This is a genomic window from Pseudomonas sp. HMSC057H01 (assembly GCF_001836405.1).
Taxonomy (GTDB): Bacteria; Pseudomonadota; Gammaproteobacteria; order Pseudomonadales; family Pseudomonadaceae; genus Pseudomonas; species Pseudomonas aeruginosa.
Genome location: NZ_KV828475.1, coordinates 271,992 through 292,441, shown reverse-complemented (window position 1 = coordinate 292,441; position 20,450 = coordinate 271,992). Strand labels below are relative to the sequence as shown.

General features: G+C 65.3%; 25 protein-coding genes, 1 tRNA gene and 1 pseudogene. 15 read left to right on the top strand and 12 right to left on the bottom strand.

The window, feature by feature from the left end:
• Positions 1 to 90 precede the first annotated feature (90 nt).
• The 4 genes and pseudogenes from HMPREF2581_RS16855 (at position 91) to HMPREF2581_RS16845 (ending at position 2,265) form a co-directional block, all read left to right on the top strand.
• Positions 91 to 167 (top strand) — tRNA-Ile (locus HMPREF2581_RS16855).
• 153 nt (positions 168 to 320) lie between these two features.
• Positions 321 to 454: pseudogene (locus HMPREF2581_RS32210) on the top strand (integrase); the annotation flags it as partial.
• Between the two features lie 261 nt (positions 455 to 715).
• On the top strand, positions 716 to 1,837 hold the full coding sequence (locus tag HMPREF2581_RS16850) for a Fic family protein (protein WP_003137352.1): 1,122 nt from the start codon (positions 716 to 718) through the stop codon (positions 1,835 to 1,837).
• Between the two features lie 92 nt (positions 1,838 to 1,929).
• Complete coding sequence (locus HMPREF2581_RS16845; protein WP_003137350.1) at positions 1,930 to 2,265, top strand: nuclease-related domain-containing protein; 336 nt, start codon at positions 1,930 to 1,932, stop codon at positions 2,263 to 2,265.
• Positions 2,266 to 2,590: 325 nt separating this feature from the next.
• Here HMPREF2581_RS16845 and HMPREF2581_RS33205 read toward each other — a convergent pair whose 3' ends face one another.
• On the bottom strand, positions 2,591 to 2,734 hold the full coding sequence (locus HMPREF2581_RS33205; RefSeq protein ID WP_003085001.1) for a hypothetical protein: 144 nt from the start codon (positions 2,732 to 2,734) through the stop codon (positions 2,591 to 2,593).
• A 99-nt stretch (positions 2,735 to 2,833) separates the two neighbouring features.
• Between HMPREF2581_RS33205 and impA the strand changes: the two genes are divergently transcribed.
• The 5 genes from impA to HMPREF2581_RS16820 all read left to right on the top strand — a co-directional run bounded on the left by impA (position 2,834) and on the right by HMPREF2581_RS16820 (position 7,705).
• Positions 2,834 to 5,605: an ImpA family metalloprotease gene (gene impA / locus HMPREF2581_RS16840; RefSeq protein WP_003137348.1), complete on the top strand. Its 2,772-nt coding sequence runs from the start codon at positions 2,834 to 2,836 to the stop codon at positions 5,603 to 5,605.
• A 190-nt stretch (positions 5,606 to 5,795) separates the two neighbouring features.
• On the top strand, positions 5,796 to 6,410 hold the full coding sequence (locus tag HMPREF2581_RS16835) for a DMP19 family protein (protein ID WP_003137346.1): 615 nt from the start codon (positions 5,796 to 5,798) through the stop codon (positions 6,408 to 6,410).
• Complete coding sequence (locus HMPREF2581_RS16830) at positions 6,400 to 6,747, top strand: SMI1/KNR4 family protein (RefSeq protein ID WP_003137344.1); 348 nt, start codon at positions 6,400 to 6,402, stop codon at positions 6,745 to 6,747. The genes HMPREF2581_RS16835 and HMPREF2581_RS16830 overlap by 11 nt, the downstream gene beginning before the upstream one ends.
• Before the next feature lie 13 nt (positions 6,748 to 6,760).
• Entirely contained in the window at positions 6,761 to 7,231 is a 471-nt protein-coding gene (locus HMPREF2581_RS16825; protein ID WP_003137342.1) for a hypothetical protein, read from the top strand.
• Positions 7,232 to 7,246: 15 nt separating this feature from the next.
• Positions 7,247 to 7,705, top strand: coding sequence for a DUF6985 domain-containing protein (locus tag HMPREF2581_RS16820; RefSeq protein WP_003084991.1), 459 nt, complete (start codon positions 7,247 to 7,249; stop codon positions 7,703 to 7,705).
• A gap of 9 nt (positions 7,706 to 7,714) precedes the next feature.
• Here HMPREF2581_RS16820 and HMPREF2581_RS16815 read toward each other — a convergent pair whose 3' ends face one another.
• Entirely contained in the window at positions 7,715 to 7,873 is a 159-nt protein-coding gene (locus HMPREF2581_RS16815; RefSeq protein ID WP_003084988.1) for a YqaE/Pmp3 family membrane protein, read from the bottom strand.
• Between the two features lie 187 nt (positions 7,874 to 8,060).
• Between HMPREF2581_RS16815 and HMPREF2581_RS16810 the strand changes: the two genes are divergently transcribed.
• Positions 8,061 to 8,576 carry a hypothetical protein gene (locus HMPREF2581_RS16810; protein WP_003117947.1) on the top strand — a complete coding sequence of 172 codons (516 nt, stop codon included), beginning with the start codon at positions 8,061 to 8,063 and terminating at the stop codon, positions 8,574 to 8,576.
• On the opposite strand, the gene HMPREF2581_RS16805 is transcribed toward HMPREF2581_RS16810, so the two are convergent.
• The gene (locus HMPREF2581_RS16805; RefSeq protein ID WP_003084980.1) at positions 8,566 to 8,904 is read right to left on the bottom strand and encodes a carboxymuconolactone decarboxylase family protein; all 339 of its coding nucleotides are present in this window, start codon (positions 8,902 to 8,904) and stop codon (positions 8,566 to 8,568) included. The genes HMPREF2581_RS16810 and HMPREF2581_RS16805 overlap by 11 nt on opposite strands.
• 117 nt (positions 8,905 to 9,021) lie before the next feature.
• Between HMPREF2581_RS16805 and HMPREF2581_RS16800 the strand changes: the two genes are divergently transcribed.
• The 3 genes from HMPREF2581_RS16800 to HMPREF2581_RS16790 all read left to right on the top strand — a co-directional run bounded on the left by HMPREF2581_RS16800 (position 9,022) and on the right by HMPREF2581_RS16790 (position 11,267).
• Entirely contained in the window at positions 9,022 to 9,933 is a 912-nt protein-coding gene (locus tag HMPREF2581_RS16800) for an AraC family transcriptional regulator (protein WP_003137339.1), read from the top strand.
• Between the two features lie 177 nt (positions 9,934 to 10,110).
• Positions 10,111 to 10,464 carry a DUF805 domain-containing protein gene (locus HMPREF2581_RS16795; RefSeq protein ID WP_003084974.1) on the top strand — a complete coding sequence of 118 codons (354 nt, stop codon included), beginning with the start codon at positions 10,111 to 10,113 and terminating at the stop codon, positions 10,462 to 10,464.
• Positions 10,465 to 10,592: 128 nt separating this feature from the next.
• Positions 10,593 to 11,267 (top strand): HAD family hydrolase, encoded by a 675-nt coding sequence (locus HMPREF2581_RS16790; protein ID WP_003101612.1) that lies wholly within the window; start codon positions 10,593 to 10,595, stop codon positions 11,265 to 11,267.
• Between the two features lies 1 nt (position 11,268).
• Here the strand turns inward: HMPREF2581_RS16790 and HMPREF2581_RS16785 are convergent, their stop codons facing one another.
• Complete coding sequence (locus HMPREF2581_RS16785; RefSeq protein ID WP_003118883.1) at positions 11,269 to 12,423, bottom strand: hypothetical protein; 1,155 nt, start codon at positions 12,421 to 12,423, stop codon at positions 11,269 to 11,271.
• 25 nt (positions 12,424 to 12,448) lie between these two features.
• Positions 12,449 to 12,937 (bottom strand): M48 metallopeptidase family protein, encoded by a 489-nt coding sequence (locus HMPREF2581_RS16780; protein ID WP_003084971.1) that lies wholly within the window; start codon positions 12,935 to 12,937, stop codon positions 12,449 to 12,451.
• A gap of 112 nt (positions 12,938 to 13,049) precedes the next feature.
• On the opposite strand from HMPREF2581_RS16780, the gene HMPREF2581_RS16775 reads away from it, so the two are divergent.
• Positions 13,050 to 14,228, top strand: coding sequence for a BaiN/RdsA family NAD(P)/FAD-dependent oxidoreductase (locus HMPREF2581_RS16775; RefSeq protein WP_003113227.1), 1,179 nt, complete (start codon positions 13,050 to 13,052; stop codon positions 14,226 to 14,228).
• Here the strand turns inward: HMPREF2581_RS16775 and HMPREF2581_RS16770 are convergent.
• The gene (locus tag HMPREF2581_RS16770; protein ID WP_003084969.1) at positions 14,225 to 14,992 is read right to left on the bottom strand and encodes a class I SAM-dependent methyltransferase; all 768 of its coding nucleotides are present in this window, start codon (positions 14,990 to 14,992) and stop codon (positions 14,225 to 14,227) included. The two genes, HMPREF2581_RS16775 and HMPREF2581_RS16770, sit on opposite strands and share 4 nt — an antisense overlap.
• Before the next feature lie 229 nt (positions 14,993 to 15,221).
• Here HMPREF2581_RS16770 and HMPREF2581_RS33200 point away from each other — a divergent pair, with 229 nt between their 5' ends.
• Positions 15,222 to 15,647 (top strand): YybH family protein, encoded by a 426-nt coding sequence (locus HMPREF2581_RS33200; RefSeq protein WP_016254315.1) that lies wholly within the window; start codon positions 15,222 to 15,224, stop codon positions 15,645 to 15,647.
• A 1-nt stretch (position 15,648) separates the two neighbouring features.
• On the opposite strand, the gene HMPREF2581_RS16760 is transcribed toward HMPREF2581_RS33200, so the two are convergent.
• The 6 genes from HMPREF2581_RS16760 to epd form a co-directional block, all read right to left on the bottom strand.
• Positions 15,649 to 16,131, bottom strand: coding sequence for a hypothetical protein (locus tag HMPREF2581_RS16760; RefSeq protein WP_003137335.1), 483 nt, complete (start codon positions 16,129 to 16,131; stop codon positions 15,649 to 15,651).
• A 65-nt stretch (positions 16,132 to 16,196) separates the two neighbouring features.
• Positions 16,197 to 17,261: a class II fructose-bisphosphate aldolase gene (fba, locus tag HMPREF2581_RS16755; protein ID WP_003084964.1), complete on the bottom strand. Its 1,065-nt coding sequence runs from the start codon at positions 17,259 to 17,261 to the stop codon at positions 16,197 to 16,199.
• A 119-nt stretch (positions 17,262 to 17,380) separates the two neighbouring features.
• Complete coding sequence (locus tag HMPREF2581_RS16750) at positions 17,381 to 17,722, bottom strand: MliC family protein (RefSeq protein WP_003084963.1); 342 nt, start codon at positions 17,720 to 17,722, stop codon at positions 17,381 to 17,383.
• Between the two features lie 159 nt (positions 17,723 to 17,881).
• On the bottom strand, positions 17,882 to 18,082 hold the full coding sequence (locus tag HMPREF2581_RS16745; RefSeq protein ID WP_003084961.1) for a hypothetical protein: 201 nt from the start codon (positions 18,080 to 18,082) through the stop codon (positions 17,882 to 17,884).
• Between the two features lie 72 nt (positions 18,083 to 18,154).
• The gene (locus tag HMPREF2581_RS16740) at positions 18,155 to 19,318 is read right to left on the bottom strand and encodes a phosphoglycerate kinase (protein ID WP_003084960.1); all 1,164 of its coding nucleotides are present in this window, start codon (positions 19,316 to 19,318) and stop codon (positions 18,155 to 18,157) included.
• 5 nt (positions 19,319 to 19,323) lie between these two features.
• Complete coding sequence (gene epd, locus HMPREF2581_RS16735) at positions 19,324 to 20,385, bottom strand: erythrose-4-phosphate dehydrogenase (protein WP_003084958.1); 1,062 nt, start codon at positions 20,383 to 20,385, stop codon at positions 19,324 to 19,326.
• Between the last annotated feature and the right edge of the window lie 65 nt (positions 20,386 to 20,450).

The following is a 20,450-nucleotide window of genomic DNA, read 5'->3' as shown; positions in this document are numbered from 1 at the left end:
TGAAAGGCTTGAGCCGTATGCGTTGAAAGGCGCACGTACGGTTCTTAGGGGGGGATGGGCCAGCAATGGCCCATCCCCACCCGACTCTGGGGGCCTATAGCTCAGTCGGTTAGAGCAGAGGACTCATAATCCTTTGGTCCACGGTTCGAGTCCGTGTGGGCCCACCACCTTCAAAGCCGCGCATTGCGCGGCTTTGCGCTTTCTAGGGTAGTGGCCTCATAAACGGCTCCATGGCCAAAAGGTACAAAATCGGTACAGTACTGGTTCGCCAGTCTGCCTTTGGAGTCCTTATCTGATGGCAACAATCGCCCCTCCTTCCCGTGGTCCGCAAAACGGATTGGCCGACCAACGAAAAACCTTCCGCACCAAGCGCGACGCCGAAGACTGGGCACGCCGCACCGAAGACGAGATGGTACGCGGCGTGTACATCCAGCACTGCGGCTCCGAGCGCATGTGACCTGCCCCCATTTTGTAGCCCGAGAGCTACATGTCCCTGCATCAAATTTTATCGATGCCCAAGGGGTACGGCCGACCTCTATCCACAAGGTTTTTGACGTGCTGAAACAGGCGCTTTAGCTGACTCAGTCAACCTGAACAGGCATGCTCATCAAGCTATCAACCCAGCTTGAGAATTAGACAGTGAGCCGAATAGTTGGCATTATCGGCTCACAAAATGAGCCGAATAGGCTCTCTAATCAGCTCATGAATATCCCTTATGAACGACCCACTCTGGATCTGGCAGCAGCCCGACTGGCCGCAGTTCAACTGGCAAGCCGAAGCGCTTGCACCACTGCTGCGCTCCTGTAGCCAGGCTCAGGGTCGTTTGTTAGGAATGCTCGGTGCCGTGGGGAGTGACACCGAAGTGCAGAGCAGCCTGGATGCCATGCTGCAGAACATCGTCACCTCTTCAGCCATTGAGGGAGAGCAACTGAATGTCGGTTCGGTGCGCTCATCACTGGCACGGCGACTGGGATTGCACGAAGAAGGTCGAACCACCTCTCGCTCCGAAGGCCTGGCGGAACTGCTGCTCGATGCCACCCACGCACATCAAGAGCCGCTAGACGAACAGCGACTGTTCACCTGGCACAGTTGGTTATTCCCCACCGATGACCAACTTCTGGCTCGACCACTACACATCGGCGCACTGCGCGGCGAAGAGCCCATGCAGGTAGTTTCGGGTCGGATAGACCGCCCTACCGTATATTTCGAAGCCCCTCCCCGCGCAGGGTTGGAAGCGCAACTGGCGGACTTTCTCGCCTGGTTCGAAAGCAGCCGCAGCGATGCCAGCCTCGACCCCTTTCTGCGCGCCGGTATCGCACATTTCTGGTTCGTGACCCTGCATCCCTTCGACGACGGCAACGGTCGCCTCACCCGCGCTATCACCGATCTGGCATTGGCTCAGGGCGAGCAGCAAGCCATTCGCTTCTACGCCATGTCTGCGAGCATCCTCGACGACCGCGCCGGCTATTACCGCATCCTAGAAGCCAGTCAGAAAGGCGGGCTGGATATCACCAAGTGGCTGCAGTGGTTTCTCGAAACCTTGCTCAAGAGCCTGGAGCAAGCCCTTGCCCGTATAGACCGCGTGCTGGTCAAGGCGCGCTTCTGGCAGGCACATCGCAGCCAAACGCTATCGGCGGAGCAGATCAAAGTGCTTAACCGCCTGCTCGATGGCGGCGAAAGGGGGTTCGAGGACGGCATCAGTGCGGCGCAATACCAAGCTGTGGCCAAGGTTTCCAAAGCCACCGCGACCCGTCACTTGAGCGACCTGCTGGAAAAGGGCTGCATCGAGCGACTGCCCGGCGGAGGGCGTAGCACCCGTTACCAGATAGCACGCTGAGCGCCTGCACCTGGCTCCTCAGCCCTTGATGCGTCATCGCGCCATAGGACAATGGTCGCCTCTCCATTAAGCAGCTCGGCTCAAGGAAGAAAGTGGATTACAGCCCGATAGTCGCCCAGGTCTGGGGCATGCTGACCTGGTTTATCCCGGCAGCCCTGCTGATCGGCCTGCTCAAATCGCCTTGGGCCAAGGGGCAGATCGGTGAACTGCTGGTGCGCCTGTTCGCCCATTGGCAGCTGGACAGGCAAACCTACCGCCGCCTGCACAACGTCACCCTGAACACGCCGGACGGCACGACACAGATCGACCACGTATTTTTCTCACCCTACGGCATCTTCGTGCTGGAAACGGCAGGTTTCCAGCACCTGCCGATAGGTCTCTACCGTTGCACCGGCGAGCCGTGCTGCAGGTCACAGGCTTTGGCATGAATCGCCCGCCACTGCGCGATCAATCGCAGGGTGTCGGCGGCAGCAGCGCAAGTTTCGGCGAAGGCGAACTGGCGCTGGCGGAGCGGAATCCGATGGACGTGGCGCTCTGCTCGCCGCCTGAGCGTGGGAAGGCACTTATCAGGCACTTCCGAAGGCACTACCGGACGATATCGATTCCATCGCCAACGCGGTAACTTCGAAGCACTTAAACCTTCATGAAACTGTAACTTCCAACTCGATCGACAGCTCTGGAAATACATCCTCGGTATTTTCCAAGACCCTAACCAAAGTCTGGATCGTTTCGTCACAGGAAACGCTGGAGCGCCTATTCCAGAGCGCTTCGAACAATCGGTAAAAATAAAATCCAAATAATCAGACGCAGTTCAAAAACAACCAGAACAGATAGTTTTTCCGCCTTTCCCAACATGCTCCTCTCGCCTTGACTCGTTCGATGCAGCGGATCGCCCATGCGTATGTCCGGCATTGTCCGAGGCCCATTCCCTGTTCGACGCGATACCCGGCGCACCCATAACAATATGCCGCCCTCCACGGGCCGATAGCGCCAGTTGTGAGCTTGTCCACCACTGCATTTCCCTCACTGCAAGGAGAGAACATGAGTCGCTCACCCATCCCTCGCCACCGAGCGTTGCTGGCCGGTTTCTGCCTGGCTGGCGCGCTGTCCGCCCAGGCGGCCACCCAGGAAGAAATCCTCGATGCGGCACTGGTCAGCGGGGATTCCTCGCAACTGACCGACAGCCACCTGGTCGCCCTCCGCCTGCAGCAGCAGGTCGAGCGCATCCGCCAGACCCGCACGCAGTTGCTCGACGGTCTCTACCAGAACCTCAGCCAAGCCTATGATCCTGGCGCCGCCAGCATGTGGGTCCTGCCGGCCAACCCGGACAATACCCTGCCCTTCCTCATCGGCGACAAGGGGCGCGTGCTCGCCAGCCTGAGCCTGGAGGCCGGCGGCCGCGGGCTGGCCTATGGCACCAACGTGCTCACCCAACTGAGCGGGGCCAATGCCGCCCACGCGCCGCTGCTGAAGCGGGCGGTGCAGTGGCTGGTGAACGGCGACCCGGGCGCGGCCACTGCGAAGGACTTCAAGGTCAGCGTGGTCGGGGTGGACAAGACCGCCACCCTCAACGGCCTGAAGAGCGCCGGCCTGCAACCGGCGGACGCCGCCTGCAACGCGCTGACCGACGCCAGTTGCGCCAGCACCAGCAAATTGCTGGTACTGGGCAACGGCGCCAGCGCCGCTAGCCTGAGCGCCACGGTGCGCGCACGGCTACAGGCCGGGCTGCCGATCCTCTTCGTGCACACCAATGGCTGGAACCAGAGCAGCACCGGCCAGCAGATCCTCGCCGGCCTGGGCCTGCAGGAAGGCCCCTACGGCGGCAACTACTGGGACAAGGACACGGTGCCATCCAGCCGCACCCGGACGCGTTCGGTCGAGTTGGGCGGCGCCTATGGCCAGGACCCGGCGCTGGTGCAGCAGATCGTCGACGGTAGCTGGCGCACGGACTACGACTGGTCGAAATGCACCTCCTACGTCGGTCGCACCACCTGCGACGACGTGCCGGGACTGAGCGACTTCAGCAAGCGCGTCGATGTATTGAAAGGCGCCCTCGACGCCTACAACCAGAAGGCGCAGAACCTCTTCGCCCTGCCCGGCACCACCTCGCTGCGGCTCTGGCTGCTGTGGGCCGACGCGGTGCGGCAGAACATCCGCTACCCGATGGACAAGGCCGCCGACACGGCGCGCTTCCAGGAAACCTTCGTCGCCGACGCCATCGTCGGCTACGTGCGCGAGGCCGGCGCGGCGCAGAAGGAACTGGGCAGCTACGCCGGCCAGCGCCAACAGTCGATGCCGGTATCGGGCTCGGAGGAAACCCTGACCCTCACCTTGCCGTCGGCCCAGGGCTTCACCGCCATCGGCCGCATGGCGGCGCCGGGCAAGCGCCTGAGCATCCGCATCGAAGACGCTGGCCAGGCCAGCCTGGCGGTCGGCCTGAACACCCAGCGCATCGGCTCGACGCGGCTGTGGAATACCCGCCAGTATGACCGCCCGCGCTTCCTCAAGAGCCCGGACATCAAGCTCCAGGCAAACCAGTCGGTGGCGCTGGTATCGCCCTACGGCGGCCTGTTGCAACTGGTCTACAGCGGCGCCACGCCGGGTCAGACGGTAACCGTCAAGGTAACCGGCGCGGCCAGCCAGCCGTTCCTCGACATCCAGCCGGGCGAGGACAGCAGCCAGGCGATTGCCGACTTCATCCAGGCGCTGGACGCCGACAAGGCCGACTGGCTGGAGATCCGCAGCGGCTCGGTGGAGGTCCACGCCAAGGTGGAGAAGGTCCGTGGCTCGATCGACAAGGACTATGGCGGCGACGTCCAGCGCTTCATCCGTGAGTTGAACGAGGTGTTCATCGACGACGCCTACACCCTGGCCGGCTTCGCCATTCCCAACCAGGCGAAGACTCCGGCAATCCAGCAGGAATGCGCGGTGCGCGGCTGGGACTGCGACAGCGAGACCCTGCACAAGCTGCCCGGCACCCAGCACATCAACGTCGACCAGTACGCCCAGTGCGGCGGCGGTTGCAGCGGCAACCCCTACGACCAGACCTGGGGCCTGAACCCGCGTGGCTGGGGCGAAAGCCATGAGCTGGGCCACAACCTGCAAGTGAATCGACTGAAGGTCTACGGCGGGCGCTCGGGCGAAATCTCCAACCAGATATTCCCGTTGCACAAGGACTGGCGCGTGCTCCGCGAGTTCGGGCAGAACCTCGACGATACGCGGGTCAACTACCGCAACGCCTACAACCTGATCGTCGCCGGGCGCGCCGAGGCCGATCCGCTGGCAGGCGTATACAAGCGCCTGTGGGAAGACCCGGGCACCTACGCGCTGAACGGCGAGCGAATGGCCTTCTATACCCAGTGGGTGCACTACTGGGCCGACCTGAAGAACGATCCGCTGCAGGGTTGGGATATCTGGACCCTGCTCTACCTGCACCAGCGCCAGGTGGACAAGTCCGACTGGGACGCCAGCAAGGCCGCTCTCGGCTACGGCACCTACGCCCAGCGCCCGGGAAACAGCGGCGATGCCAGCAGCACGGACGGCAACGACAACCTGTTGCTCGGCCTGTCCTGGCTGACCCAGCGCGACCAGCGGCCAACCTTCGCGCTATGGGGCATCCGTACCTCGGCAGCGGCCCAGGCGCAGGTGGCGGCCTACAGTTTCGCCGAGCAGCCGGCGTTCTTCTATGCCAACAACCGGACCAACGAATACAGCACGGTGAAGCTTCTGGACATGAGCCAGGGGTCGCCGACGTGGCCGTTTCCGTGAGTCGTAGCTGAGGGGGCTGGCGCGGGGTGATGCTTCTCGCTCCGCGCCGGTCCTCATGCCCCTCTCCCCGACGGGAGAGAGGGTCGGCCATGCCAGCGGGCAATGCCGTGCCAGGCTGGCAAGCCAAACTGTCGTTCAAGCTGAACGATCCTGCGCAATAATGAGCCCCTTCCACCAGCAAGGACCGCTCATGACCGACCGCCTTCCCTGCCGCGCCTGCGGCCATCTCATTCTCCCGACCACGGCGGCGAGGAACGACGGACTGTGCATGCCCTGCAAGGGCGGCTACCGGCAGAACATCGAGGATGGCAAGCGTTTCCACACGGAGCGACGGCGCTACCTGGCGAGTCCGCAGGCGCTGTACTGGAGCGCGCTGGTGAGTCGCGTCTACGATGGCCGCGAGGGATTCGCCGGGCTGTCGCCGGCCGAGCGGAGCTACTACGCAGTGAGCGTGCTCAGCGGCGAAGTGCACAACGGCGGCTTCGACCAGTACTTCGGCAACTCCTCCGGCGACCAGTACCAGGCGGCGCGCGCGGGTCTTCGCGAATTGGAGGCGGAGGACGCCCTGGCCCTGCTGGAGCGAGCCGCCGCCCTGCTGTTCGGCGACGCTCCGGTGCCAGTCTCCCAGGCCGAACGCCAGTTGCGCATGCCGACCTGGGCCGATCAACCCGACCGCGACTGCGAAGCGGCCCTGAATGCGCTGGACACGCGCTTCTACGCCCTGGCCGACGCGCTGGGCGAACGCCTGCTGGCCCATGCCCGCCACCATGCATTGTTCGCCCTGGACGAGCCCGATGAAGCCTGAATTGGATGCCCTAGAGGCCTGGCTCGGACAACCGCTGCCGGCTGCCTTCGTCGCCGCTCTGGAGCAGCACGGCGGCCGCCTCGTCGAGCCGGGCCTGCTGCTCTACGCCGCCGACGAGTTGCTGGAACGCAACCGGGCCTTCGAAACCTCTCTCTACTGCCCCGGCTACCTGGCCATAGGCGACGACAGCGGCGGCCGCGCCGTGGTGATGGCCCTGGACGATCACCGGCAGGCGCTGTTCCTGGTCGACCATGGCGCGATGACCCCGGACTGCTTCGAACCCCTGGCACCCAGCCTGGAGGCCTGGCTGGAAGCCGGGCCCTGCCTGCCCGAATGACGGAGAAACGCCCATGATTCCTTTCGGCCTCAGCACCGAACAATTCCGCGAGCGCTACCGCCGCGACCTGCAACGCGCCGCGCCGGGCGTGATCCAGCACCTGCGCGAGCTGCTCCGGCAACCCTTGGAGGAAGGACTGCGCGACGGCGAGATCCAACTGTTCCTCGGCGAGGACGGACGCGACGCAGCGGAAGCGTGGTTGTACCTGAATGGCGCCAGCAACCGGGTGGACGCCAGCGACCCGCGCCTGTTTCCCGGCAAGACGCTGGACCTGGCGCTCGGCCTGGGACATGCCCCGGATTTCGACGAAGCCTATTTCGCCGACGGCTTCGGCGGCGTCGATCTGCTCGCCGATACGCTGCAAGCCTGGTTCGCCGAGTGCTGGTGGAAGGCCGGCGGCTGGGCCTGGCCGATCCCGCTGTGGCTGCACGTACACGATGGCTTCGGCGACGGCCGTGGCATCGCCCTCACCGAACGCTGCTGAACAGGGAGACCACGCATGGAACTGATCCGCAACCTGGACGATGCGAACATGGGCGAAGTGTATTGGCGCCTGTACCGGCGCTACATCAGCCTGTTCATCGAGAACGAGGCCGACGACGCCTACGCCTGGCGCTGCGCCCGAGCCCTCGACGAACTGGATGACGCCGTGGTCGAGCGGCTTTGTGCCGCCAGCCTGCGCTACCGCGCCGCGCGCCTGGAGCGGCTGGGCGAGTCTGCGGAGGAAGTCGCGCCGGCGCGCGGGGTGCTGGAACGGATCGAACCGGGCGAGCTGATCGTGCCCGACCCGGAACAGGGCGACGAAGCGGTGATCCACCTGTCGCTGAACTGCGAATGGGACCGCGAACACGGTATGGAATGGATCGTCCGGGGCGGCGAGGTGCTCTATGTCGGCCCCTTCCACGGCGAAGACCCGTGGCGGGACTTCACCGTGAAGGAACCATGGAACTACGCCTGAGCAGAGGCCTCAACGCTTGGCGATGATGTACACCGCGTGGACGATGCCCGGGATGTAGCCGAGCAGGGTGAGCAGGATGTTCAGCCAGAAGGCGCCGCCGAAGCCGACTTGCAGGAACACGCCCAGCGGCGGCAGGAGGATGGCGATGAGGATGCGGATCAGGTCCATGAACGGAACTCCTTGGTCCAGGGTCGATACGGTGTCCGGCGCGTGAGCCGGCGTTTTTTCGCGTCACCCTATGACTGACTCCCGCCATTCGCGGAGGGTTCAACCGCAACGGTACTCGCCGCCTGTCACGCGCAGCGGTACGCTTGAGCCTACGCTCATGCGAGCGGACAACCCGCAAGGAACATCCATGTCCGACCTGCCCCCGCGTCCCGCCTTCTGGCCGTACCTGCCGGGCTACGCCCTGTTGCTGCTTTCGGTGCTGCTCTGCGCCAGCGGCAGCTACCGTTTCGTCACCCCGATGGCGCTCGCCGACGGCGTCGACCTGGTCTACCTCAGCCAGGGCCTGGCGCTGCTACCGCTGGGTACCGGGCTGGTCGGCCTGCTCGCGGGCTTCCTCCTGCATGTCCGCGGGCGCTGGCTCGGCGCGCTGCTGGCGCTGCTGCCGGCGACGCTGATCTGCGCCTGGAACCTGTACAACTATGCCGCCCACGGCGACGAGGCGTTGTCGCCGAGTTTCGCCCAGTACACCCAGGCGCTGCTCGGCCTGCTGCTGCTCGGCGGCGTGCTGAGCCTGGTCGACCTGCTCCACGGCAGGCCCTCGACGCTGCTGCGCAAGGGCCTGCTGGGGCTGGGCTGGCTGGCCCTGGTGGCCTGGCTGGGGTTGCTGTTCTACCTGCAGCGCCTGTACGGCCTCACTTTTTGAACTGGTCGTAGGCTTCCAGCGCGCGCAGCGAATAGACATAGGCGGCGCCGGCATTCAGGGAGATGGCGGTAGCCAGGGTCTGGGCGATTTCCGCCTCGCTGGCGCCGGCCTTCAGCGCGGCCTCGGTGTGCACGCCGATGCAACCGTCGCAACGGGTGGTAATAGCCACGGCGATGGAGATCAGTTCGCGGGTCTTGGCATCCAGGGCGCCCTCGGCACTGGCTTCCTCCAGCGCGCCATAGGCGGCGAGCATCTTCGGGTGTTGCTTGCCCAGGGCACCGAAGGCTTTTTTCACGGCGGGGACGAACTCGGTCCAGTTGTTCAGCATGGTGATATTCTCCGTTGCTTTCGCGCCGGGAGTGGCGCGTCGGGTTACCAGTCTCGACCAGTCTGGACCGCGCCGCCTGCCCATGCGTCTCTACTTTCGACCTGATCGGCTCATCCCATGGACCCACTCGACCGGCTCATCCAGCTCGCCAACCTGCAGGGCCGCCTCGACCAGCGCTGCCAGCTACAGGGCAGCTGGGCGCTGGAGCACCCGCAAGCGGTGCCCGGCGAGGCGACCTTCCATATCGTCATGGCCGGCACCTGCTATTGCGAATTCCTCGATGGCGCTCGCCTCGACCTGCATCCCGGCGACCTGATCCTGTTGCCACGCGGCACCCCGCACCTCCTGCGCAGCGACAGCCCGGCGCAACCCTGCGAACCCACCGTGGAGCACCGCGGCAGCATCCCGCTGTACCAGTTGAACGGCCCCGGCGAGGCCCTCGACATGCTTTGCGGCAGCTACCGCTATCACGCCGGTGCCAGCCTGTTCGGCGCGCTCCCCGAGCGCCTGCTGGTGCATATGGACGAGTCGACCCAGCAGCCCCTGCGCGCGCTGATCGGGTTGATGCGCGAGGAAGCCGAGAGCACCCGCAGCGGCGCCCGCTCGATCATCGACGCGCTGGCCACCGCGCTGTTCGCCCTGGCCCTGCGCGCCTACCTGGACCGCCAACCGCTGGGCGACGGCCTGTTCGGCCTGCTGGGCGACGCCCGCCTGGGACGAGCCCTGCGGGCCATGCTGGAACGCCCGGAGCATGCCTGGACCCTGGAACAGCTTGCCCAGCAGGCGGCGATGTCGCGGGCCAGTTTCGTCCGCGCCTTCTCCGCCCTCGGCGGGACCTCGCCGTGGATCCTGCTGACCCGCATCCGCATGGAAAAGGCCCGCGGCCTGCTGCGACAAACGCAGAAGAGCCTGCTGGATATCGCCGCCGAGACCGGCTACCAGTCGGAGGCGGCGTTTTCCCGCAATTTCCGCCAGGCCTTCGGCGAATCGCCGGGCCGTTTCCGCCGCCAGGCCGACTCCGCTCGCTGAAAGCGCTACCGGCGCACATTTCGGCGATCCGCTGCTATGCAATGTGAATGATTTTCGCAACATCCTGTACGAATTCACTGACAGTACGGCTACACTGTGCTTTCCCGGCAAGGAGGCGCGGGGGTACTTGTCGCGGCACCCACTCTCCCGCTTTACCAGTACGCCCAGGAGGCAAACATGGAATGGTTTCTGAAATGCGTGAAGGAACACTACTTCGACTTCAACGGGCGTGCCCGTCGCAAGGAATACTGGATGTTCACCCTGGTGAACATCATCATCTCCGTCGCGCTGAGCGTCGTGCTCGGCCTGATCAGTGAAAAGCTCCTGCCGATCGCCAATCTCTACTCGCTCGCCGTGCTGCTGCCGGCCCTGGGCGTCACCGCCCGGCGTCTGCACGACATCAACAAGAGCGGCTGGTGGATGCTGATCGCGCTGATCCCGATCGTCGGCCTGTACCTGATCTACCTGCTGGCCAAGGACAGCGACGCCGGCCAGAACCAGTACGGCCAGAACCCGAAAGGCATCGCCTGATTCCTTCCCGCCGGGCCGCACGGCCCGGCGTTCTCCCTCTCCCTGTTTCCCTTCCCGCCCCTGACCGGGGTTAGAATGCCTCGCTCCCACTCCGGCGCCCTGCGCCAACGCCCGCAGCGAGGTAGCCCATGCCCCATCCCATCGACGCACTGATTTCCGACTGCGACGGCGTCCTGGTCGACAGCGAGGTCATCGCCGAGCGCGTGATGTACGAGGCGCTCAGCGCCTACGCGCCGCTGGAGGAGCTGCAGCGCCTGCTGGAAGGCACCTTCGGCCTGACCAGCCGCGACATCCTCGATCGCGTCGAGAAGCACTTCGGCCTGCGCATCCCCGACAGCTTCAACCGCGAGGTGCGCCAGCGCAGCGAGGAGATGGTCGCCCAGGTCCAACCCATTCCCGGCGCACGCGAGGCGCTGCTGGCCCTGGATCTGCCCGTCGCGGTGGCCTCCAACAGCCGCCGCCACAGCCTGGAGCGCTCGCTGGCGCGCGCCGGGCTCAGCGAACTGATCGGCGAACGCCTGGCCAGCGCCGATATGGTCGCCCTGCCCAAGCCCGCACCCGACGTCTACCTGCACGCCGCCAGCCTGCTCGGCGTCGCCCCCGAGCGTTGCCTGGTGGTGGAAGACAGCAGCACCGGCACCCGCGCCGCCCTCGCCGCGGGGATGCGGGTGATCGGCTTCGTCGGCGCCGGGCACATTCCCGCCGGGCACGCCGAGGTACTGCGCGAGCTGGGCGCCATCGCCATCGTCGAGCACATGCGCGAACTGCCGGAGACCGTGGCGCGCCTGCGCCGGACAGTCTGAGTCAGGGCTGCCCGCAGAGGGTTGCGAACAAGGCTCCCGTTCCCGTCAGCACGAAGAAGGTCCAGTGGAAGGGCACGGCAAGATTCAAGCGCTGGATCGCCGCGACTATCCAGCAAACGCCCCCCAGAACAGCCAAGAGAATCCGCATCAGCGCCTCTCCCAACGTTCTCGCCGAGGAAAAGACTCGGAGCAGGCAATGCAAAAGCGTGCAAAGAAGCAGCACAAGCAGGGCAACGAGCCACAGCACAAGCTTGCCGATGGCGCTTCTCCACTCCTCGTAGAAGAAGTCGACCATGGAGTCGACCGCCCGTAGCACCCTGCTGTTGGCACTGGGGTTCGCCGGTTTCACTCCGTCCGCCCAGATGAGCCGCTGGATGAATTGATAGAACAGCTTGTCGCTTGGTTGGGAAATGGACAATGCGTCGATCATTGCGCGCAGTACCAGGCGCGCCTGCATCCCCAGGAAGATCATGTATGGACCGCTGAAGGCAATGATGAAAACGACGCCCCAATACAGTTTCAGATAGGCGGGCAGGTTGTCGACAAACTCGAAATAGCCCTGCCTGTCAGCCCCCAGGGTAATGATGAGAGTGGCGATGACCGCAATGAGCGCAGCCAACAGCGTGACCAGACGAGCAAGGTCCCGGGGAGGCAGAAAGAATCGCAGCATCACTGCGCCGTCGATATCCTTCGCGGCCTTCGAATTCACCTCCTTCCAGAGGCGCCAGTTCTCCACCAGATCGCCCGCCAGGCAGCGGAGGTTACCGCCATAGGCCCGGTACCGCAGCCGGAACCATTGCCGTTCGTAGAGGGAAAGCTGGACGTAGCGACTGCTCTCGGCGGAGCGCTCGAAGCCTCCCAGGTTCTCCACATTGCGACAGCGCGTATCGACGACGATATCGCCTATCCGTAGCGCAGCGATCAGAAACGGGAACAGATAGAAAGGGAGCAGACTCCTGGCTTCGTAGAGGTACTGTCCGGAGTGGCAATACAAGTCCCAGAACATCGTGATCAACACGAAGAAGAAATACAGCAGGGGAACCCAGTAGTCCCTGTGTTTCAGCAATTGAAAGAATGGCGCCCGGATAAAGATCCGGTAGTGATCTCCCACGTCCTCATAAAGATCCTGCACCGAACGTTGCGAAGCGCTTCCCATCGAGAATTCATCCTTGTAACAGCCGCTAGAGACTCTTCCAGGTCAGGTACACCCGCAAGTCGAACTCCAGCTGGTGATAGTCCGGCAGCATGTACTGGCAGAGCTGGTAGAACGCCTTGTTGTGCTCGCTTTCCTTCAGGTGGGCGAGTTCGTGGACGACGATCATCCGCAGGAACTCCGGGGCGGCGTCCTTGAACAGGGAAGCCACGCGGATTTCCTTCTTCGCCTTGAGCTTGCCGCCCTGCACCCGCGAGATCGCGGTGTGCAGGCCGAGGGCACGCTGGACCACGTCGAGCTTGTTGTCGTAGAGCACCTTGTCCAGGCCCGGCGCGTTGCGCAGGTGTTCCTGCTTGAGGTTCATGGTGTAGGCGTACAGCGCCTTGTCACTCTGCACATCGTGACGCCCCGGGTAGCGGCGCTCGAGGTACTCGCCCAGGCGGTTCTCGGCGATCAGCTGGCGGACCTGGTCCTGCAGCGATGCGGGATAGGCCTGGAGATACTTGAGGGGGATCATGCACGGGTCCGGCGGTTCGCGGAAAACGCCCAGTGTACCGCGTCGGGAGCTCCGGCGGCCGACCGCCGCTTCGGGTAAGATGCGCGCCGTTTCCGATGAGCGGAGTGGGACAGTGGCAAGTACAGATGTGCTGATCGTTGGCGCCGGGGCGGCCGGGCTGATGTGTGCGATGACGGCGGCCGGGCGCGGGCGCCGCGTGCGGGTACTCGACCACGCCAACAAGGCCGGCAAGAAGATCCTCATGTCCGGCGGCGGGCGCTGCAATTTCACCAACCTGTACACCGAGCCGGCCAACTTCCTTTCGCGCAACCCGCACTTCTGCAAGTCGGCGCTGGCCCGCTACACCCAGTGGGACTTCATCGGCCTGGTGGCCAAGCACCAGGTGCCGTACCACGAGAAGAAACTCGGCCAGCTGTTCTGCGACAACAAGTCCAGCGACATCCTCGAGATGCTGCTGCGCGAATGCGCCGAGGCCGGAGCGGAAATCCTGCTGGACACCTCGATCGAAGAGATCGCCCGCGACGACGCCGGCTACCGCCTGCGTACCAGCGCCGGCGAGATGCGCTGCGAGTCGCTGGTGATCGCCAGCGGCGGCCTGTCGATCCCGACCCTCGGCGCCAGCGGTTTCGGCTACCAGGTGGCGCGCCAGTTCGGCCATGAGGTGCTGCCGACCCGCGCCGGGCTGGTGCCGTTCACCATCACCGACCAATTGAAGGAGCTGTGCGCCGAGCTTTCCGGCACCTCGGTGGATTGCCGGGTGAGCTGCAACGGCCAGGCGTTCCGCGAGAACCTGCTGTTCACCCACCGCGGCCTCAGCGGCCCGGCGATGTTGCAGATTTCCTCCTACTGGCAACCGGGCGATACCCTGGAAATCGACCTGCTGCCGGACCACGACGCCAGCGAATGGCTGGCGCAGCAACAGCGCGAGCGTCCCAACAGCGAGCTGAAGACCCTGCTCGCCGAGTTGTTCACCAAGAAGCTCGCCGGACTGCTGGCCGACCGCTGGTTCGTCTCCAAGCCGATGAAACAGTACACCCCGACCGAACTGGCGGGTATCGCCGGGCAGCTTTCGGCCTGGCGGGTCACGCCCTCGGGCACCGAGGGCTACCGCACCGCGGAAGTGACCCTGGGCGGGGTGAGCACCGACGAAGTGTCGTCGAAGACCATGGAGTCGCAGCGCTCGCCGGGGCTGTATTTCGTCGGCGAAGTACTGGACGTCAGCGGCCACCTCGGCGGCTTCAACTTCCAGTGGGCCTGGGCCTCGGGTTATGCGGCGGGACAGTACGCCTAGCGCGCCTCGGCCAGATAGGCCTCGGTGCGATAGGGCAGCGCTACCTGCTCCTTCCCCTTGAGCGCCGGGTGGCTGGCGACCAGCTCGCGCAATTGCGCCGCCACAGCGTTCTTTTCCGTCTCCGGCAAGGCGGCGATGAAGCTCACCGAAAGGAAGCGCGAGACGATCACCTGCTCCGGCGGGCCGACATGCTCGTAGGCGAAGGTGGAAAGTCGCAGCGGTCCGAAGGGCGCACGCTCGAACGGCCGACGCCAGTCGCCCTTGTAGAAACGCGGCGCATCGCCTTCGTAGGGGGTGATGATGCGGGTGATCTCGGCGACCCAATCCAGCGACTCGTCACGCACGTTCCACACCAGCCCCAGCCTGCCTTCCGCCGTCAGCACGCGGCGCATTTCCTCCAGCGCCTCCACGGTGGCGAACCAATGGAAGGCCTGTGCGCACACCAGGGCGTCGGCGAAGCCGTTGGCCAACGGAATCGACTGGGCGCTACCGGCCAGCGCCTGGACCTGCGGCAAGGCTTCGGCGAGCTGCGCGCGCATCGCATCCACCGGTTCCACCGCGACCACCCGCGCGCCGGTACGGGCCAGCAGGCGGGTGAACTTGCCGGTGCCGGCGCCGAGGTCCACCGCGACGGTCTGCGGACGCAGGCCAAGGGCATCGCGCAACCAGTCGGAGAGCGCTTCCGGATACTCGGGCCGGCCCTGGGCGTAACGCTGGGCCTCGGCGCTGAAACCTTGCTGGGCGGCGCTGTGTACGGACGACATGAGGGACCTCCTAGGCGGCAGGAAAAGCCCGAGGTATAGCACAGCGGCTTTCCCTCGAATTCCCGACGAAAGGTTCAAAGCCTTGCGCGGCGTGGCTCGCAGCCATTGGTCAGTGGCTTCGTGGACCTCTCGGGGAAGAGGCTATTGTCGATCCGAAGGCCCACCCGACGACCAGGGTAAAAGCATTCCGGCACACGCCGGCATCCCCCGCCACAACCAGGAGTCAGCCATGAGCAGCGAAGTCAGCGCCATCCGCCAATTGATCGAAGACTGGCGAGCCGCCGTCCGCGCCAGCGACGTTCCGCGCATCGTCTCGTACTACGCGGAGGACATCGTCGCCTTCGACGCCATCCTGCAATTGCAATTCAAGGGGCGCGACGCCTACCAGAAGCACTGGCAGGCCTGCACCGAGATGTGCAAAGGACCGATGACCTTCGATATCGCCGAACTGCAGATCCATGCCGACCCGCAGGTCGCCTTCGCCCACTACCTCTGCCACTGCGGCGGCACCGGCCCGGACGGCCAGCCGCACTCCTCGTGGATGCGGGTCAGCGCCGGCTACCGCAAGCAAGGCGACGGCTGGAAGGTGATCCACGAGCATTTCTCGGCGCCGTTCGACATGGACGGCAAGGCGCTGTTCGACCTGCAGCCCTGACTCAGCGCCGCGCGGCGGTCGTCGCCGGGTCGACGCAGCGTTTCACTGCGCGAGGGCTGAGCAGCGAGCAAGGCTTGCCGACCAGGTAGCTGCGGTAGACCTTCAGCAGCGTAGCCTGGCTGTAGCGGCAGCCCTTGCCGCTCTTGCGCAGGCAGGGGCTCTCGAACTCGAAGCGACCGTTGACCGGCTCGGCCAGCTGGATGCGCAACGCCGGCCAGGTGGAGCGTTGCGGCGCCGGCGGGGTTTCCAGTCGGCGACCGTCGCGCACCACCAGTTCGCCGCCGGCCTCTGCATAGTCGAAGACGAACAGCAGGGTGCGCGAAGTCTTGGTCGTGCAGTCGCTACGCGCCAGGCAATCCTGCGGATCGGCGGGATCACGCGCTACGCTCGGCGACGCGGCCTCCTCGACGTCGCGGGACGGCGCGTGCAGGCCAGCGCAACCGGCCAGCAGGAGGAACGGCAGGGTCAGGAGCCAGCGGCGCATCGGATTTCCCCGGGGCGGATGTGCAAGAGCCCCGACCAGCGGGGCTCCCGTTCGAACGAAGGCGCTTAGTTGACCTTCGGATCCAGCTCGCCGCGAGCGTAGCGCTGGAACATGCCTTCCAGGGAGATCGGCTTGATCTTGGAAGCGTTGCCGGCGGTGCCGAAGGCTTCGTAGCGAGCGATGCAAATGTCGCGCATGGCCTCGACGGTCTTGGAGAAGTACTTGCGCGGGTCGAACTCGCTCGGGTTCTGCGCCAGGAAGCGGCGGATGGCACCGGTGGAGGCCAGGCGCAGGTCGGTGTCGATGTTCACCTTGCGCACGCCGTACTTGATGCCCTCGACGATTTCCTCGACCGGCACGCCGTAGGTCTCTTTGATCTCGCCGCCGTACTCGTTGATGATCGCCAGCCAGTCCTGCGGTACCGAGGAAGAGCCGTGCATCACCAGGTGGGTGTCCGGGATGCGCGCGTGGATTTCCTTGATGCGCTGGATCGACAGGGTGTCCCCGGTCGGCGGCTTGGTGAACTTGTAGGCGCCGTGGCTGGTGCCGATGGCGATGGCCAGGGCGTCGACCTTGGTCTTCTTCACGAAGTCGGCGGCTTCTTCCGGGTCGGTCAGCAACTGGCTGTGGTCCAGCACGCCTTCCGCGCCGACGCCGTCTTCCTCGCCGGCCATGCCGGTTTCCAGGGAACCCAGGCAGCCCAGCTCGCCTTCCACGGACACGCCGCAGGCATGGGCGAACGCCACGGTCTGCTGGGTCACGCGGACGTTGTAGTCGTAGTCGGCAGGGGTCTTGCCGTCTTCACGCAGGGAGCCGTCCATCATCACCGAGCTGAAGCCCAGCTGGATGGAACGCTGGCAGACGTCGGGACTGGTGCCGTGATCCTGGTGCATGACCACCGGGATGTGCGGGAATTCTTCGATCGCGGCGAGGATCAGGTGGCGCAGGAAGGGCGCGCCGGCGTATTTGCGAGCACCGGCGGAAGCCTGGACGATCACGGGCGAATCGGTCTTGTCGGCCGCTTCCATGATGGCGCGCATCTGCTCGAGGTTGTTGACGTTGAAGGCCGGCACGCCGTAGCCGAATTCGGCGGCGTGATCCAGCATCTGGCGCATGCTGATGAGTGCCATGGTTCTCGTATCTCCCAATCGCGGGGTCGTTCAGTGATTCAGAAGCCTGCCGCAGGGGCAGGCCCGGTTCAAGTTCCTTGCGAGGAGCGGTCGCGGCGCCGCGCCCCTGCTGGCGCGACTCAGCGCGCCTTGCAACCGCGACCGATGAGGTCGTCGGTTTCGACCCAGTACACCAGGCCTTCGTCGTTCTCCAGGTGGAAGCCCAGGCGTCCGTCGCTATAGAAAGCGCCGACGGCCGCAGGTTCCTGCTCCAGATGGTGGACCACGTCGTCCTCGTCCTTCAGGCGCAGGTCGACGATGTTCTTGCTGCCGTCGATATAGCGCCATTCGATCACCGCCTTGCTGTCGCAGGTCCAGCGGGTCCAGTCCTTGCCACCGGGCTTGCCCGAGGAGCCGGAGCAGCCGGCCAGCAGGGCCGCGGCGGCGAGGCCGCCGAGCAGGGCGATACGCGAGTAGTTCATGTCCATCCTCCATCCGTGCGGAACGCTCCGCCGCACCTCGCCGGGCCGCAAGCGGCCCGCGCGGCGGCCGGCTGGCCTTGCCTGTCACAGGAAAGGCGCAATGCTACTGCGTACGCTGGCGAATCCCCAGCCCTTTCCGTAGAAACTGGCAGAAAAGCACTACGGGCATTCCACCGGCTTTTGTCCGGCGGTCGGATCGCCGCTACTCTGCTGCTCGACCCGCTGGCGGTTCTGCTCGGTCGGCACCATCACGTCCGGCGGACTGATCACCTCGCAGGTGCTCGGGCGTCGACCGCCATCGCCGCTACAGGCGGCCAGGCCCAGGCAGAACATCAGGAGTGGCAAGGTTACGGAACGCATGGGGCACCTCCTTTTTTCGTCGTCCTCAAAGGTGTGACCCCCGAGGACGGCGAATGGTTTGCCCCGTCTGCGTCAGCCCTTGGCGCGCTGCTCCAGGATTTCCACGGCCGGCAGGACCTTGCCCTCGACGAACTCGAGGAACGCGCCGCCACCGGTGGAAATATAGGAGATCCGCTCGGCGATGCCGTACTTGTCGATCGCCGCCAGGGTATCGCCGCCGCCGGCGATGGAGAACGCCGCGCTATCGGCGATGGCATTGGCCAGGGTACGGGTGCCCTCGCCGAACTGGTCGAACTCGAACACCCCGACCGGACCGTTCCACAGGATGGTCTTCGAGGTCTTCAGCAGCTCGGCGAACTGCGCGGCGGTCTGCGGGCCGATGTCGAGGATCATGTCGTCGTCGGCGACCTCGGCGATGGCCTTGACGGTCGCCACGGCGCTCTCGGCGAATTCCTTGGCCACCACCACGTCCACCGGCAGCGGCACCTTGACCTTGGCGGCGATGGCCTTGGCGGTCTCGACCAGGTCGGCCTCGTACAGCGACTTGCCGACCTTGTGTCCGGCCGCGGCGAGGAAGGTGTTGGCGATGCCGCCGCCGACGATCAGCTGGTCGCAGATGCCGGCCAGGCTGTTCAGCACGTCGAGCTTGGTGGAAACCTTGGAGCCGGCGACGATCGCCGCCATCGGCCGCGCCGGGTTGCCCAGCGCCTTGCCCAGCGCGTCCAGTTCGGCGGCCAGCAGCGGGCCGGCGGCGGCGACCTTGGCGAACCTGGCCACGCCGTGGGTCGACCCCTCGGCGCGGTGGGCGGTACCGAAGGCATCCATCACGAACACGTCGCACAGCGCGGCGTACTTCTGCGCCAGCTCGTCAGCGTTCTTCTTCTCGCCCTTGTTGAAGCGCACGTTCTCGAACAGCACCAGGTCGCCCGCCTTGACCTCGACGCCGTCGAGGTAGTCGGCCAGCAGCGGCACTTCGCGGCCCAGGGCCTTGGACAGGTACTCGGCCACCGGCTTCAGGCTGTTCTCGGCGGAGAACTCGCCCTCGGTCGGACGGCCCAGGTGCGAGCAGACCATCACCGCCGCGCCCTTCTCCAGGGCCAGCTTGAGGGTCGGCAGGGCGGCCTTGATCCGTGCATCGCTCTGCACCTGGCCGTCCTTCACGGGCACGTTGAGGTCCTCGCGGATCAGCACGCGCTTACCTTTGAGGTCGAGGTCAGTCATCTTCAACACGGTCATGACAATCAGTCCTTGGGTACTTGTTGATCAGGCACGGCGGCGCGCAGGTAGTGTCCGGCGACGTCGAGCATACGGTTGGCGAATCCCCATTCGTTGTCGAACCAGGCCAGCAGGTTGACCAGGCGAGGCCCGGAAACGCGGGTCTGGCTGCCATCGACGATGGCCGAATGGGGGTCGTGGTTGAAATCGCAACTGGCGTGCGGCAGCTCGGTATAAGCCAGCAGTCCGCGCAGCGGGCCGCTTTCGGCGGCCTCGCGAAGCACCCGGTTGATCTCGGCGGCGGAGGTGTCGCGGGAAGTCTGCAGGGTGATGTCCAGCGCCGAGACGTTCACCGTGGGCACGCGTATGGCTTTGGCCTGGATGCGCCCGGCAAGTTCCGGCAACAGGCGTTCGATGCCGCGCGCCAGACCGGTGGACACCGGGATCACCGACTGGAACGCCGAACGGGTACGGCGCAGGTCCTCATGGTGGTAGGCGTCGATCACCGGCTGGTCGTTCATCGCCGAGTGGATGGTGGTGATCGACACGTATTCCAGGCCGATCGCCTCGTTCAGCAGCTTGAGCAGCGGCACCCCGCAATTGGTCGTGCAGGAGGCGTTGGAGACCAGCGTTTCGCGGCCGCTGAGGTCCTGCTGGTTGACCCCATAGACGATGGTGGCGTCGATGTCCGCCTCGCTCGCCATCGGCTGCGAGAACAGCACCCGCGGCGCGCCGGCGCGGAGGAAACGCTCGGCCTGGGCGCGATTGGTGTACTGGCCGGAGCACTCCAGCACCAGGTCGACCCGCAGCGCCTGCCAGTCGATGGCTTCCGGAGTCGGGCTGCGCAGCACCTTCACGCAATCGCCGTTGATGTGCAGGCAGTCGCCGTCGACCTTCACTTCGCCGGGAAAGCGGCCATGGGTGGAGTCGAAGCGGGTCAGGTACTCGACGCTGGCCTGGTCGGCCAGGTCGTTCAGCGCGACGATCTCGAAGCCCAGTTGCTCCGGGCGCTCGTGCAGCGCGCGCAGGACGCAGCGGCCGATACGGCCATAGCCATTGAGCGCGACGCGAAAAGGCGGGGTGGACATCGGCAGGGAGAGCTCCGGCAAGGGGCCAGTGAAAGGCGCCAATTATGCGGGGGATGGGCCCGCCT